Source organism: Pseudoalteromonas sp. AWH4_217 (genome assembly GCF_056161105.1).
Genome location: NZ_JBSWYM010000010.1, coordinates 45,579 through 60,353 on the forward strand (window position 1 = coordinate 45,579; position 14,775 = coordinate 60,353).

Annotated in this window: 9 protein-coding genes and 2 pseudogenes; 9 read left to right on the forward strand and 2 right to left on the reverse strand. The window is 45.4% G+C overall.

Going from position 1 to position 14,775, the window contains the following annotated elements:
• Positions 1-234: 234 nt before the first annotated feature.
• Complete coding sequence (locus tag ACXAH1_RS13750; protein WP_054016786.1) at positions 235-1,188, reverse strand: LysR family transcriptional regulator; 954 nt, start codon at positions 1,186-1,188, stop codon at positions 235-237.
• Between the two features lie 129 nt (positions 1,189-1,317).
• On the opposite strand from ACXAH1_RS13750, the gene ACXAH1_RS13755 reads away from it, so the two are divergent.
• From ACXAH1_RS13755 to ACXAH1_RS13775, 5 genes are all read left to right on the forward strand, one after another.
• Positions 1,318-2,484: an efflux RND transporter periplasmic adaptor subunit gene (locus tag ACXAH1_RS13755; RefSeq protein ID WP_253046215.1), complete on the forward strand. Its 1,167-nt coding sequence runs from the start codon at positions 1,318-1,320 to the stop codon at positions 2,482-2,484.
• 9 nt (positions 2,485-2,493) lie between these two features.
• Positions 2,494-5,670 carry an efflux RND transporter permease subunit gene (locus tag ACXAH1_RS13760; protein ID WP_475197441.1) on the forward strand — a complete coding sequence of 1,059 codons (3,177 nt, stop codon included), beginning with the start codon at positions 2,494-2,496 and terminating at the stop codon, positions 5,668-5,670.
• 156 nt (positions 5,671-5,826) lie between these two features.
• Complete coding sequence (locus ACXAH1_RS13765; protein WP_475197442.1) at positions 5,827-6,834, forward strand: zinc-binding dehydrogenase; 1,008 nt, start codon at positions 5,827-5,829, stop codon at positions 6,832-6,834.
• 613 nt (positions 6,835-7,447) lie between these two features.
• Entirely contained in the window at positions 7,448-8,158 is a 711-nt protein-coding gene (locus tag ACXAH1_RS13770) for a class I SAM-dependent methyltransferase (RefSeq protein WP_475197443.1), read from the forward strand.
• 111 nt (positions 8,159-8,269) lie between these two features.
• The gene (locus ACXAH1_RS13775) at positions 8,270-9,334 is read left to right on the forward strand and encodes a hypothetical protein (RefSeq protein ID WP_475197444.1); all 1,065 of its coding nucleotides are present in this window, start codon (positions 8,270-8,272) and stop codon (positions 9,332-9,334) included.
• A gap of 419 nt (positions 9,335-9,753) precedes the next feature.
• Here ACXAH1_RS13775 and ACXAH1_RS13780 read toward each other — a convergent pair.
• Positions 9,754-10,155, reverse strand: a pseudogene (locus ACXAH1_RS13780) (transposase); the annotation flags it as partial.
• 131 nt (positions 10,156-10,286) lie between these two features.
• On the opposite strand from ACXAH1_RS13780, the pseudogene ACXAH1_RS13785 reads away from it, so the two are divergent.
• From ACXAH1_RS13785 to ACXAH1_RS13800, 4 genes and pseudogenes are all read left to right on the forward strand, one after another.
• A pseudogene (locus ACXAH1_RS13785) lies at positions 10,287-11,129 on the forward strand (IS5 family transposase).
• A 95-nt stretch (positions 11,130-11,224) separates the two neighbouring features.
• Entirely contained in the window at positions 11,225-12,379 is a 1,155-nt protein-coding gene (locus tag ACXAH1_RS13790; protein WP_475197446.1) for an ATP-binding protein, read from the forward strand.
• Between the two features lie 56 nt (positions 12,380-12,435).
• The gene (locus ACXAH1_RS13795) at positions 12,436-13,185 is read left to right on the forward strand and encodes an alpha/beta fold hydrolase (protein WP_475197448.1); all 750 of its coding nucleotides are present in this window, start codon (positions 12,436-12,438) and stop codon (positions 13,183-13,185) included.
• A complete protein-coding gene (locus ACXAH1_RS13800; protein WP_475197450.1) occupies positions 13,178-14,767 on the forward strand; it encodes a Mur ligase family protein in 1,590 nt (529 codons plus the stop codon). Before ACXAH1_RS13795 ends, ACXAH1_RS13800 begins: the two co-directional genes overlap by 8 nt.
• The last annotated feature ends 8 nt before the right edge of the window (positions 14,768-14,775 follow it).

A 14,775-nucleotide genomic window follows, 5' to 3' on the forward strand; every position in this document is an offset into this window, starting at 1 on the left:
ATTTATTAAATTAAGTATCTGATATTTATTAGGTAAATTCAGTTTGTCGAAAGCAATTCATGACTCTTTGTGAAATGGCACTATTGATAAGAGTAAAGTATGGCATTGGTGGAAAATTGCACAAGATGCTTTGCACTCCAGCGCTGGAGCGCCAAGCAGGTGTTTTCAACTTGTGTTCTGCCACTGTCATTATTGACAATTTTGAATGAGTAGAAAAGCGCCCGTCTGGAGCTATTATTTTGCTTTAGGCTGATAAAGTTGCTCTATTCCGGGAATATTCAGCTCCCAGCGCGGCTTATGCTCGCCGATATAATGTCGTGCCGCGTCCAAAAATAATCGGGTTCTGACCGGCAGATCCCGGTGCGGGTAAACGGCATACACCGCACTGTAATCGGGCAGGTTGACATGGGTCAGCAGGGGGACCAGCTGGTCGGTATCTACTCCGTCGGCGAAGAAGAAGGCCGGTGCAGTAAAAAACGCGGTGTGCGATAGTACTTTGCTCATCAGGGCCTCTGCGTCATTGGAGCGAAACACTGGCGTAATGGGCTGCTCCTGCGGCTTGCCATCTTCGTCGATATAGCTGATAGCTTCAAAGCGCAGGTGCGAGCTGCTGTAAGAGGCTGCGGGCAAGTCTGCCAGGTCGGCCATGGTCTTGGGCTCGCCATAGGTGTCGATAAAGCGTTGGGTTGCCAGGATCAGCATTTTATTACGGGCAATTTTTCTGGCCACCAGAGAGGAGTCGCGGGGTTCACCAACCCGAAACGCCAGATCATAGCCTTCCGAGATCATATCCACCACCCGGTCATCCATACGTATCTCAACACTGACCTGAGGAAAGCGTTTCTGGAAATCGTTGATGACTGGCATCAGGTAATGTTGGCCGATATAGCTCGATGCGGTAATGCGCAATAAGCCCCTGGGCTCCTGGTGATAGTTTTCCGCCAGTTGCACCGTATCCTGTAACAGCAGGCGTAAGTCTGCGGCCTTTTTTACCATTTCAGCGCCGGCCGCAGTCAAAGAAAATGACCGGGTTGTGCGATTCAGTAACCGAACGCCCAGTTCTTCTTCGAGCTTGCCTATCTGTTTGGAGATCACTGAACGGTCTATATTTCTTAGTTCAGCTGCCTTAGAAAACGACCCCTGCTCAACAACTTCGAGCAACATAATCAACCGGCTGGTGGTATCCATAATCTGTCCTTTCAACACAAAGAAAAGTTTATTGGTGCCATTCTGGCACTAATGTTTTTAAAAAACTACCATTTTTCTTCACGGTAATTCTTCGTACCATCATAGCAACTCATACTGTCGGAGAATGTCATGAATAAAATTAGCTATACACTCAGTGCGGTCGCACTTGCTTTGGTGCTCAGCGGTTGTAGCCAGCCAAATGCACAGGAAGGGCAGCAACAGCCGCCACCGCTGACCATTGACGTGGCGCAGGTCAAAATGGCCCCGGTGCAGTCATGGCATACCTTTACCACGCGTTTGCAAGCGCCGGAGCGGGTCGTGCTTAAGCCTCGCGTATCTGGTCAGGTAGAGCAGATGACATTCAAAGAAGGTGAAAGAATTGAAAAGGGCCAGACGTTGTTCAGACTCGACCCGCGCCCGTTTGAAGTGCAGGTTGAAACCCTGAACGCACAGCTGGTCAGTGCTGAGGCTGCGCTGATGCAGGCTAAAAGCGAAGCACGCCGTGCTAAACAGCTGGTGGCTGAAAAAGCCATGTCAACCGAGCTTGCCGAGCAGCGTGCGGCGACATTGCGTCAGGCACAGGCCAATCGTGATGCTATCGCCGCACAGCTGAAAAAAGCGCGCCTTGATTTAGAATTTAGCCAGGTTGAAGCGCCCATCAGTGGCGTTATTTCGCGTGCTATCGTGACCAAAGGTAACTATGTGAGCGCCGGTGAAACCACGCTGGCAACCATAGTTTCAGATCAGCAGATCTATGCTTACTTTGATGTGGACGAGCGCACCTGGAGCAACAAGTTTGCCGGTGTTGATGCTACTGATGCGGTAACCGTGCAATTACAGCGTATCAATGGTGGGGCATCGGTGCCTGGCGTGGTTGATTTTATCGATAACGAAATTAACCCCAATACCGGCACTTTAGGCGTACGCGCAGTGTTTGATGCGCAGCAACACGGCCTGAAACCAGGTGCCTTTGCGCGCATCTCTTTGGGCTCGGCTGATGCTGCAACCATGCCTTTGGTGCCTGAGCGTGCCATTGGAACGGATCTGAAAAACCGCTTTGTACTCACGGTAGACGCCAATAACACGCTGCAATACCGCCTGGTAGAGCTGGGTGAGCGCTACGGAGCATTCCGTGCGATTAAATCGGGTCTGGAAGCGGGCGATAAAGTTGCTGCCAATGGTCCTGCTCGCGTTGGCCCGGGCATGCCTATCACCCCAAACATGGTAACGCTGAACCTGGATGATACCCGTCTTGTGATTGCACAGCGCGACACTCAGCTTAGCGCTGCAAACTAAGAGGCCATTATGAACTTTTCTCACTTTTTTATCAGCAGGCCGATTTTTGCGGCCATGCTCTCGCTGGTGTTTGTAATCACCGGCGCCATCTCGCTGTTTCAGTTGCCGGTCAGCGAATACCCAGAGGTTGTCCCTCCAACAGTGGTGGTCAACGCCAGTTACCCGGGAGCGAACCCCAAAGTGATTGGTCAGACCGTTGCAACGCCGCTTGAGCAGGAGCTCAATGGCCTGGAAAACATGCTGTACCATTCATCGCAGGCAACCAGCGATGGCCGTCTTACCCTGACTGTGACCTTTGCTTTGGGCACAGATTTGGATCAGGCACAGGTTCAGGTGCAAAACCGGGTGAACAATGCCTTGCCACGCCTTCCTCAGGAAGTACAACGCCTGGGTGTGACAGCGCAAAAATCGTCACCTAACCTGGCACTGGTGGTGCATTTAGTGTCTCCGGATGGTCAGCAGGATACCTCTTACATGGCCAACTATGCCGACATCTATATCAAAGATGAGCTGAAGCGCTTGCCGGAAGTGGGCGATTTGCAACTATTCGGTGGTGCTAAATACTCTATGCGTGTGTGGCTAAACCCCGATGCACTGGCAGCACGTAACCTCACTGCGGGTGATGTTATCAATGCGTTACGTGCGCAAAACCAGCAGGTAGCCGCGGGCTCTTTGGGCGCTCAGCCTTCACCGGATGAGAACCAGTTTCAGGTATTGTTGAACGTAAAAGGGCGCTTAACTCAGATTGATGAATTTGAGCAGGTGATCATCAAAGTGGGCGAGCAGGGCCAGATCACACGCTTGCAGGACATTGCACGTGTTGAACTGGGTCAGGAAAACTATGCGCTGCGCGCTATGCTGGACAACCAGCCAGCGCTGGCGATGCCGGTATTTCAGCGTCCGGGCTCTAATGCCATTGCCTTGTCTGACAATGTGCGTGCGACAATGTCGCGTCTGGCGAAAGACTTCCCTGCAGGCATGACCTATGAAATTGCTTATGACCCTACCGTATTCGTACGTGGCTCAATTGATGCCGTTATCCAGACGTTACTGGAAGCCATTTTGCTGGTAGTTGTGGTTGTGGTGGTGTTTCTGCAAACCTGGCGCGCGTCTATCATTCCTTTAATTGCCGTACCGGTGTCGTTGATCGGTACTTTTGCCATCATGCAGATGCTAGGCGTGTCGATTAATACGCTGTCTTTGTTTGGTCTGGTACTGGCTATCGGTATTGTGGTGGACGACGCCATTGTGGTGGTCGAAAACGTAGAACGTAATATTGCCGACGGCTACAGCCCGTTTGAGGCAACTAAAATTGCCATGACTGAAGTAACCGGGCCGATTATTGCCATTGCCTTTGTATTGTGTGCGGTGTTTATTCCAACGGCCTTTATTACCGGACTGTCGGGCCAGTTTTATAAGCAATTTGCCCTGACGATCACCATTTCAACTTTGATCTCAGCCTTTAACTCGCTGACCTTATCGCCTGCGCTTTCGGCCTTGCTATTAAAGTCGCATGATGCGCCGAAAGATGGCCTGACCCGCGTGCTCGACAAACTGTTTGGCACCTGGTTATTCAAACCCTTCAACCGCATGTTCGACAAAGGTGCGCAGGGTTACGAGAAGCTGGTACAAAAACTGATCCGCATGAGTGTGGTTGTCGGTGTGGTGTACTTAGCGCTGGTGGGTTCAACCGTTGGCCTGTTTAACTCAGTGCCTGGTGGCTTTATTCCTCAGCAGGATAAGCAGTACCTGGTTGCGGTAGCGCAACTACCGGATGCGGCCAGTCTGGACAGAACCGAAGCCGTGGTCAAACAAATGCAGGCAATTGCACTGGAAGTACCTGGTGTGGCACACACCGTGGCGTTCCCGGGCTTGTCGGTGAATGGGTTTACCAACAGCACCAACAGCGGCATTGTGTTTACGCCATTGACTGATTTTTCTGAGCGTCAGGATCCCAGCCTGTCTGCCCATGCGATTGCGATGCAGTTAAACATGCGTTTTGCTGAAATTGATGAAGCCTTTGTTGCTGTGTTCCCGCCACCGCCAATTCTTGGCCTGGGTACCACAGGTGGCTTTAAATTACAGCTTCAGGACAGAGGCAATAAAGGGTTCGAAGCCTTGTTTGCGGCACTTCAGAATACCATTGGTCAGGCACAACAACATCCGGCACTGACGGGTCTGTACTCCAGCTTCCGTATTCAGGTGCCACAAATGGACATTAATGTTGACCGTGAGCAGGCACTATTGCAGGGCATCCCGCTGGATGAAGTGTTCAATGCACTACAGATTTACCTGGGCTCTGTGTATGTGAACGACTTTAACCTGTTTGGCCGTACTTATCAGGTCAAAGCGCAGGCCGATGCTGAGTTTCGTGCCAAACAATCGCAGATCAACAACCTGAAAGTGCGTAACGCCGCCGGCAACATGGTGCCGCTGGGCTCTGTGGTTACGGTGACACCCACCACAGGTCCGGATAGGGTGATGCACTATAACGGCTATATGACCGCAGAGCTGAACGGCAGCCCGGCGCCGGGGTACAGCTCAGATCAGGCCAAAGAAGCGATTGAATCAGTACTGGCCGAGAGTTTACCGGAAGGGATCAGCTATGAATGGACTGAGGTAACCTATCAGCAAATTCTGGCGGGCAATACTATGGTGTATGTGTTCCCTCTGGTGGTGGTACTGGTCTTCATGGTGCTGGCAGCCCAATACGAGAGCCTGCGTTTACCACTGGCCATTATATTGATAGTACCGATGACGATATTCTCTGCGCTGGCGGGTGTGTACATGCTGGGCGGCGACAATAATATCTTCACCCAGATTGCGCTGATTGTACTGGTGGCACTGGCCTCTAAGAATGCGATTCTGATGGTTGAGTTCGCCCGAGATAAGCATAAATCCGGTGCGACGCACCTGGAAGCCATCATGGAAGCGTGTCGTTTACGACTGCGTCCTATCCTGATGACCTCGATTGCGTTCACGGCCGGTGTGGTCCCTCTGGTACTGGCATCAGGCGCTGGTGCAGAGATGCGCCAGGCGATGGGTAATGCGGTGTTCTTTGGTATGATTGGGGTAACGGTATTCGGCTTGCTATTCACGCCCGTGTTCTATCGCTTACTTACCCTGAACGATAGCGCGAAGGAAGGTTTGCAGGACAGCGCAAGCGAGCCTGTGATTGAAAAATAGCCGTTAACAGGATTTAAACACCTGTCACAATATTGAGTTGTTTGACAGAGACCAAGATGGTTTAATAGCAACAATTGCGAAGTTTTGCCCATAATCGGAAAGTTAAAGTTATGGGCAATCCGGCCTAAAAAGGGTCGAAAAGTGGAGAAAACCACCATGTCAGTCGAAAAAACCACCATGCGAGCACTGGAGCTGCTTCAATGTGGCGCTGAGTTTGACTTAGCGATGGCAGAGCACGCCATGCCAGTGCCGGGAGATAACGAGTTACTGGTTGCCATAGATTATGTGGCCCTGAATCACCTGGACGCACGGATGGCGAAAGACGGATTTTGCCAGTGGCAATACCCGCACATTTTGGGACTGGATGCCGTCGGCACTGTGGTCTCAGCTGCTAAAGGGGTATTTCCCCCCAAAGGCAGCCGGGTTTTGTTTAATGCCAGTCTGGCAGAGCAGGGGATGCTGAAAGAATACGCGGTTGTACCCAGTCACGCGGTGTCCGAAGTACCCGATGGCATGAGTGGCGAAGTGGCGGTGTCACTACCCAACGCGGGCATGGCGGCACTGCTGGCTTTGGATAAAATGCAGGTGCAGGACGGCGACTCGCTGGCCATCAACAGCGCACAAGGCGCTGTGGCCCATTTTGCTGTGCAATACGCCAAACAGCGCGGTGCTCAGGTGTTTGCTTTTGCACAGAAAGAACACCATAAAAGACTGAGCAAGCTCGGAGCAGACTGGGTGTTCGACTGTGAGTCGGAGTCGGTGTGTGAACAAATCAAGCGAGAAATGGGCCCGGGCGGTTTTGACTGTATTTTAAATACACAAGGCGGCGACTCCTTTTTGGACGACCTGCGTCATTTGCGGTTTTGCGGTCGCATTGCCTGCCTCAATGGCTTTGGCACCATTCCCGAAGAGCTGCTCTTTGAGAAAGCGCCCAACATTGGCGTGGTCTCAGTCGCCGGCGCCTGGATGGCCAACAGCCTGTGCGCCCAGCAGCACCTGTGCTTTATGGGCCGCCAGTTACTTGATGACGTCAGCAACGGCCGCATCAAAGCCCCTGAGGTCAAACTGCTCGACTTTAGCGTTGATACCGTACGTGATGCACTAAGCTGCTTGCTTGGGAAAACCTGCCAGCAACGCCCGGTGATCCGCATTACGCACGATTAGACCGAAACGATATTTATGAGTTACAAAGCCCGGCTAGGTTAGCCGGGCTTTTTTTCCCTGACGCTTTCTATTAGGTGGCTTGGTTTGATTTGAACAGAGAGCGAAATGAAACAGCGCCTAACGGATTGGCATGAATGCGGCCAAGTCTTCACTGCAAGAGGTAACATTTTTAATCCAGTGCAGGTAACTTTTTTCTGTTTTCAGACTGTAGTGTCTGGTTCTGAGCTCAACGCGTACAGACTCCAAAAAAGGTGAATAAGACATCTTTACTCCGAGTGCTGTTTATTTACACAGTCATAAGTGAATGCGGTCAATTATCAAGTCAAATTTCTCGCTTTCTCCGTGCTTAAAGGTCTCGTTTAAGTGAAACTCTGATTTAATTTGAATTGATTCAATAGGTTAGTGGTTTTACATAACGAGACTTCAAGTCTCGCTATGAACAAGGCTCGGTTTTAACAGAGCCGTTTTGGCTTGAGTGACTAGTACAATAGTGGTAGGTTATTGTTCTTATTATGAATAAAATTATTTAGCCGTGGGTCTGTAGGGGTTCAGGAACTGGATCTAACCGGTATTCACGCTAATAAGCGTTATACGGCTTAGGAGTCAATGTCACATGAATCAAGATGAACTAAATGCTGTTTTTGATAAACAAGCCACAAGCTATGAAGAGCAGCAAAAGAAGCTGGCACCAGTTCATGATGGTCTCTATTTTCAACTCGAATGGATTTTTTCGGAGTTACCACAGAATGCCAGAATTCTTTGTGTTGGTTTAGGCGCTGGTGTTGAACTTTCTTATTTAGCTAACAGGTTCCCCAAATGGAAGTTTACTGCTGTTGAGCCTGCGGGGGCAATGCTTGACATATGCCGTCAAAGGGCAGAGAAAGAAGGTTTTATTTCTCGCTGTACATTTCATGAGGGTTATGTGGAATCATTGCCAGATGTTGAGCTTCACGACGCGGCTACATGTTTTATGGTTTCACAATTTATTCTCGACAATGAGGCCCGTTCAAACTTTTTCCGTGCCATATCAGAAAGACTGAAACACAACGCCATCTTGGTTAGTGCTGATCTTTCTTCATCTGTAGGCACACCGGAATATCAAGCCTTGCTCAAGGTCTGGGTAAGCATGCTCCACGCCGCAAACGTACCCACGGATGCCATAGAAAAAACACATTCTGCATGGGCAAAAGACGTGGCGATTTTGCCTCCTGATGAGGTTAAATCAATTATTGAACGTGGCGGTTTTGGCTCACCTGTTCAGTTTTACCAGGCGGGTTTTGTTCATGCTTGGTTCTCTAAGAATTCGCCTATCAATACCGTATAACAAGTTGCTGCACACGGAAAAATTGCTCGCTGCGCTCCCAATTTTCCGGTGAGCAAAGCGTTATGCCTTCAGTATGCCAATGACATGTGATTGAATGAAATAGGATGTTAAATGAAGAAGGAAGAAATGCTTGAAAGGTTGGTTGATAATGGAATCGACTTTCTTAATAAAGCTATAGATGATTTGCAGGAGCACCCGAAATTCTCTGTAATACACTTTCATGCTGCCGTTGAATTATTCCTAAAAGCACGATTAATGGAAGAACATTGGTCGTTGGTTATTTCTCAAAGACAAGATCCAGATTGGAATAAATTTATTTCTGGTAACTTTCAATCTGTATCACTCGACGGTGCAGCAGACAGATTGGAAAAAGTTGTTAGGAGCGGCCTAACTAAATCTGAGTTGAAGTCATTTCGAGAGATCACAAAGCATAGAAATAAGGTTGTACATTTCTTTCATGAAGCTCATTCGTCTGAAGAAAATAACGAGAAAGTTAGAGATATTGTTAAGCAGCAATTGACAGCTTGGTATTTCCTTCACTATATATTAACTACGCGCTGGAAAGATGTATTTAGTCATTGGAATGAATCCCTTCTAGAGGTAGATAAAAAGCTTCGTTCCTTGCATACATTTTTACAAGTGGTTTACGATCAAATTAAGCCTGATATAGGAAATAGAAAAAAGGAAGGGGAAATATTTCAATGTTACCCGTCCTGTGGGTTTGAATCTCAACACCATGCAACGGATCAAAAAGTTGTTTATGAGGCAAGCTGCTTAGTTTGTGGTTTGACTGAAAAAGCACTGAAGATAGATTGCCCGTCCTGTGGGGAGGAGGTAACGTTCATAAATGAAGGCTTCGGACAATGTGACAATTGTGGCGAAAGTTTCGAACCTGATGACTTGGTTGATGAATTAATTGATGAGGGAGCTGCGTATATAGCAGCCAAGGAAGCTGATTCATCATGGGATTTAGGTAATTGTAGCGACTGTGATGGTTACCATACCGTTGTGCGTACTGAAGATGATTCATATATCTGTACGAGCTGTTTTCTCACACTGGATTATCTCCAGTCCTGCGGATGGTGTAATGAACCTAATACAGGGGATATGGAACATAGTTCTTGGGGAGGTTGTAATCATTGTGATGGAAGAGCTGGGTGGGACAAAGATGACTAGCCAGTATCGTAGGCATAACAAGGCGCAGCTATCGGAAGAACAAGCGACATATATGGACGCTCCAGCGATGTCAAGCAGAGTAGGCCTGCGGGGTAGCGAGTTTTCGTTATCCCGTTCGTTATGTTACCCGTGTTGCCATGCCTGATGTTTGGTCCAGTCCGCTATAAAATGTGTTGCTCTGACATATATCCGGGCTTAACTGATTGTTCAGCGCCCCAAATGAGTTCCGAGCCTGCACACCTTAAAATTAATACACCCACTCGGTCTGTAACGACCGTGCCGTCGTCGGGTTTTGGGCAGGCAGGGTTGGACCTTTTTTCATCGTACTATGGCAAACAGATAAGCGGTTGTCAGTGGCTCACAACACCCACACGGGTTCAGTGACCCTTGTCCATGCCGAGCTCACTGACAACCAAACCCTAGATGCATTGTGTCGCCCCCGATTGTGTATATTGAGGCTGATACGGTTCATTTTTCTGTAGTAATATCCACATCAACCTGGCCAGCCGGTGGGCAGTGGCCACAATGGTTTTATTGACCCCAACACGCTCTCGCAAAGCGGCAACCCAGCGATTTAAATCATCGTCTTTTTTATGTGCGTGTGTGACTACAGTACGAGCACCGTGGATTAATTGCTTGCGCAGGTACCTGTCCCCTCGCTTGGTGATATGGCTCAGAACGCTTTTATCGGCGGAAGCATATTGTATGGGCGTGAGCCCTAACCAGACACCGAACTCTTTGGCACTATTAAATGCCTGGCCTTTATCTATGCTGGCACTAAAAGCAGACGCAATGATAGGGCCTACACCTGGCAGGGATTGCATGATTTCAGCAGCCGGACTGCGTTGGTTTGCATCTCGAAACGGCGTTGTTTCCTAAATCATTGAACTAATTTAGTCTCGTGTGATCAGATCTCAAAAGCAAACACCGAGACTGAATTTGAAAGAAAAGCATCACTAACTGGCGTGATTACAACAAAGCCCTTATCGCCAGAGGCAACATCCAACTTTGGTTTTCCGAGGATGCAATTACTCAGTGGAACAACACGCAACATCACGGCGGTAAAGGGCGAGTTAATCATTTCTCTGAGCTGGCGATTGAGACTTGCCTGACTTAGCGGGCTGTATTTCGCTTGTCTCTTCGAGCTGCGCAGGGGTTTGTTTCTTCTTTGATATCAATGATGAAGCTTGATTTGGATACGCCAACTTATAGTTGTTTGTGCAAGCGAAGTGCAGAGCTGGCTGTTCATTACAGACCAAACTCCAGTACTTCCGGAGGCATTGATATCGCGGTTGATAGTACAGGTTTGAAGGTATACGGAAATGGCGAGTGGCACGCAAGAAAACACGGCGCAAACAAACGCCGGACATGGCGAAAGTTACATCTGACCATTGATGCAAATACACACCAAATCGTGGGGGCTGAGTTATCTACAATCTCCGTAGCTGACTCAGAAGTTCTGGGCGACTTACTCAGGCCATTGTGCAGGAAAATCAGTTCGGTAAAAGCGGATGGCGCATGTGATACAAGGGGCTGTTATGCTGAAGTAGCAGCCAAAAAGGCCGACGCAGTGATCCCTCCAAGATGTAACGCGCAGTTGTGGGAGGATGGACATGCTCGCAACAGCGCGGTTATTTTAACAAAGCATATAGGCAGCAGTGAGTGGAAAAAGTGTGTGAACTACCATCAACGTTCACTGGCTGAAACAGCAATGTACCGGTATAAACAGCTGAAATTACGGTGTTACCTAAGCAATCTGTATTTGATCAACAAGGACGATAAAAGCTATGATTAAGCAAAAAAAGAATATTAATTAACTTTTCAAGTATGTAGCTTAGTAGGGTCGATCTCTAATTGAAACTATTAACTTTACTTCAAAGGAATCTTACATTGAGTAAAAAAAAGACGGTAGCAGTAGTGTTTGGCGGTTCTAGCCCTGAACATGATGTAAGCGTTGTGAGTGCACAGCAATTTATGGATGCAATGGATCAAAGAAAGTACAAAGTTGTACCTGTTTACTTAGATTTCGAAAATAGTTTTTATACCGGTACTAATTTGAGAAATACCAATCTTTTTAGGCCTTTTCCAAAAGGATTGAAAAAAATAAGCTTTAATTGGGGGGACGATGGACCGTCATATAAAATAGCTGGGTTTGAAGAAGAAAACTGCCTAGATTGTGTGGTACCTATTTGTCACGGTGCTTTTGGTGAAGATGGTCGGTTGCAGGCTTATTTTGAGTTAATAGGTGTGCCTGTTGCTGGTTTTATTTCATCGAATGCAGCATTTGCAATGCGAAAAGATGTTACAAAGCTTATTGTAAAAGAGAGCGGTGTTAATGTTCTTCCTCATGTTGTCGTTAAGAGCTGCCAAAATCTCAACCTCAACTCTATATTGAAAGACATTAAATCTACTTTAGGCTTCCCTGTTGTTATAAAACCTGCAAGCTTAGGTTCAAGTATAGGCGTAGGCATAGCTAAAGATGAAGCGGAGTTTAGAGAGCTAATTTCTAAAACTTTTCGAAAAGATAAAGTGGTTATTGTTGAACCGAAGGTAGAAAACCTGGTTGAATACAATATTTCTGTCGCTTGCAGGGATGAAGATGTTGTATTTTCTGCCATTGAAAGGCCTAAAACTAACCTTGAGTTGCTTGATTTTAAAGAAAAATACTTAACTGGTGGTGGAGGTACAAAAGGGGAATTCAAACCTTCAGAAGGAATGTTGTCTTTGACACGAGAAATTAATCCCAATATTCCGTCTAAAATAGCTGAGCCCTTGTATGAGTTTGCTAGAAATTCATTTCGTGCTTTAGGTATGCGAGGAGCTCCCAGAATAGACTTTCTTTGTGATGAAAAGAGGCAAGAAATTTGGTTTAATGAAATAAACACTATACCAGGTTCATATGGATATTTTTTATGGGAAGCTTCGCCTAAATCTCCGATGCTGTTTCCTGAATTAATCGAACACTTAATTGAAGAAGCTATTTATAGCAATTTTAAATCATTTGATGATCCCGTGCCTCAAGAAGCTCATTTACTTCCAAGATAGTTTGAGTGTTTTTTTATTATCAATCGTTACGATGAATATTTTTTAAGGTTTATTTTATGCATTATATTTCTATTGGGTGTAAGAGCGCGCCAACTGTAATATTTGCACATGGTTGGGGGCGAAGCTTAGAGGACTTTATTCCTATCGCTGAGACGTTAGGAGCTTCAGCCAATTGTATCTTGATTGATTTACCTGGATTTGGTCGCTCAGATAGGCCAAAAGATACTTGGAGCACTACTGATTATGCAATGCATATTGCTGAATTTATAAAAAAACAGAAATTAAAAGACGTTATTTTTGTTGGCCATTCCTTTGGTGGCAGAGTTGCGCTACGGCTTGGTGCAAAGTACGGGCATTTATTTTCAGGTATTGTTTTGGTCGCTAGTTCAGGAGTACCAAGGCCAAGAACATTTATCGAAACGTTTAAGTTTTATCTCAATAAGCGTTATTTCAAAATATTAAAGTTTTTCGCCAAGAATGAGCTACAACTATCTCTACTTGAAGAAAGGTTTGGAAGTATAGATTATATCGAAAGCAAAAAGCTTGGGCTTAGAGATATTTTTGTTAAAACAATATCTGAAAACCAAGAGTCTGAACTGCATAAAATCGTCACCCCAGTAAAATTATTATACGGAAAGAATGATTTTGAAACACCAATTGAACTTGGAAAGATTATAGCCAACCATATAGAAAATAGTGAGCTTATAGAATGTGATAACTTCGATCATTTGAGTATTTTAAGTCGAGGAAAGCACCAAGTGGCATTGGCTATTAAAGAATTGATTTTAGAAGGTGAAAATGATTGATTTTATAGCGTTAGCAATTATTTATGTCAGTCTTGCATATTTTATAAATTGCCGGATTAATACACTTTTAGCTTACTTTCAACAAGAGGAATACAATAATGCTAGGTTCATCAGTGCCTTTTTTAGAGTAAGGCTGTTTGATGTCAAGGCGACTTTATTGTTCTTAACAATTTACATATCTATAAGTATTACAAGTTTAAATAGTTTATCTGTTTTTCTTTTATCCTTACCGTTCATCATCTTTACTATTTTTGAAAATAAATATGTTTTCAAAAAGCCGCTGGTAAAAACTGAGCGAGTAAAACGGCTTCGAAATTTATCTTTATTCATCCTTTTATTAGCATCTCAATTAATTTTTCTAGATTACCTCTATGCTATTTTAATTTTGCACATCGCGCCAGTAGTTTTGATTATCTCGAATATCTTCTTGAGCCCTTTACAAGAAAAGATAAATAGCAAATTTATAATGGCAGCAACTAATAAATTAAATAGTAGTGATGTTATTAAGGTAGGAATTACAGGGTCGTTTGGTAAAACTACGGTTAAGCACATGCTTGGTGAATTAATGGAGGTTGACGCACCTACTTTTTATTCGAAAGGAAGCATAAATACAATTTTAGGTTTAACACGCCATATTAGAAAGAGGTTACAACCAATACATAAATACTTTTTAGCTGAAATGGGTGCATACAAGATTGGTTCAATCGAGAGCCTATGTAAGTTTATACAACCATCTTACGGTATAGTCACTGCTGTAGGACATGCTCACACTGAAAGGTTTGGGAGTATAGAATCAATAGCATCTGCTAAAAGTGAATTGGCACGATGGATATGTTATCACGGCAAAACTATTCTAATAACTGAAGCTGTTTTAGCGCATAAACCTTTTAAGGAGTTACGTAATCAGTTTAAAGAAAAGTTTTGCATAGTAGGTAGTACTGACGAGTGTGACATAAAAATTCTTCACTCTTATGTTGAAGGTACTGTACGTAAAATTAAGTTGTCCATAGATAAAGAAAATAGGCAAATTAAGGAATTTGAAATACCACTATTGGGAGAGCATAACGTTATCAATATCGCTCTTACTATTGGTTTAGTTTATTCAATAGAGCCAAGTTTGATAGATAAAATGGCTATTGCTACAAAAGAGCTTTCACAAGTTCCGCATCGATTGCAAAAGAAGTTAACCCTAGGGCAGCCTTTAATATTAGATGATGCATATAACTCAAATGAGCAAGGGTTTAGGAACGCCGTTCAAGTTATGAACCAAATAGCGTCGCAACAATCGGGTAAAGCTATTTTAGTTACACCTGGGATTGCTGAGCTAGGAGAATTGCATGAGCCTGTGCATTCATCTTTAGCCAATTATTGTAACGAGCTGTGCGATGTAATTTATGTTGTGAACTCAGATCGAATTGAGTCTTTTACTCAAAACTTAGATAACAGAAGGTTAACGGTAATAGAAGTAAAAAGTTTTAAAGACGCATATTCACATATCAGTAAAGCTGGTTATAGTGAAAATGACGTGATTTTATATGAAAACGATTTGCCAGACTTGTTAGAAGAAAGGCGGTTGCTTTAAAGGTATAG

Bases quoted from the DNA above. Each gene is read 5' to 3' on its own strand.
- ACXAH1_RS13750 (WP_054016786.1), bottom strand. From the start codon at position 1,188: ATGGATACCACCAGCCGGTTGATTATGTTGCTCGAAGTTGTTGAGCAG.
- ACXAH1_RS13755 (WP_253046215.1), top strand. From the start codon at position 1,318: ATGAATAAAATTAGCTATACACTCAGTGCGGTCGCACTTGCTTTGGTG.
- ACXAH1_RS13760 (WP_475197441.1), top strand. From the start codon at position 2,494: ATGAACTTTTCTCACTTTTTTATCAGCAGGCCGATTTTTGCGGCCATG.
- ACXAH1_RS13765 (WP_475197442.1), top strand. From the start codon at position 5,827: ATGTCAGTCGAAAAAACCACCATGCGAGCACTGGAGCTGCTTCAATGT.
- ACXAH1_RS13770 (WP_475197443.1), top strand. From the start codon at position 7,448: ATGAATCAAGATGAACTAAATGCTGTTTTTGATAAACAAGCCACAAGC.
- ACXAH1_RS13775 (WP_475197444.1), top strand. From the start codon at position 8,270: ATGAAGAAGGAAGAAATGCTTGAAAGGTTGGTTGATAATGGAATCGAC.
- ACXAH1_RS13795 (WP_475197448.1), top strand. From the start codon at position 12,436: ATGCATTATATTTCTATTGGGTGTAAGAGCGCGCCAACTGTAATATTT.
- ACXAH1_RS13800 (WP_475197450.1), top strand. From the start codon at position 13,178: ATGATTGATTTTATAGCGTTAGCAATTATTTATGTCAGTCTTGCATAT.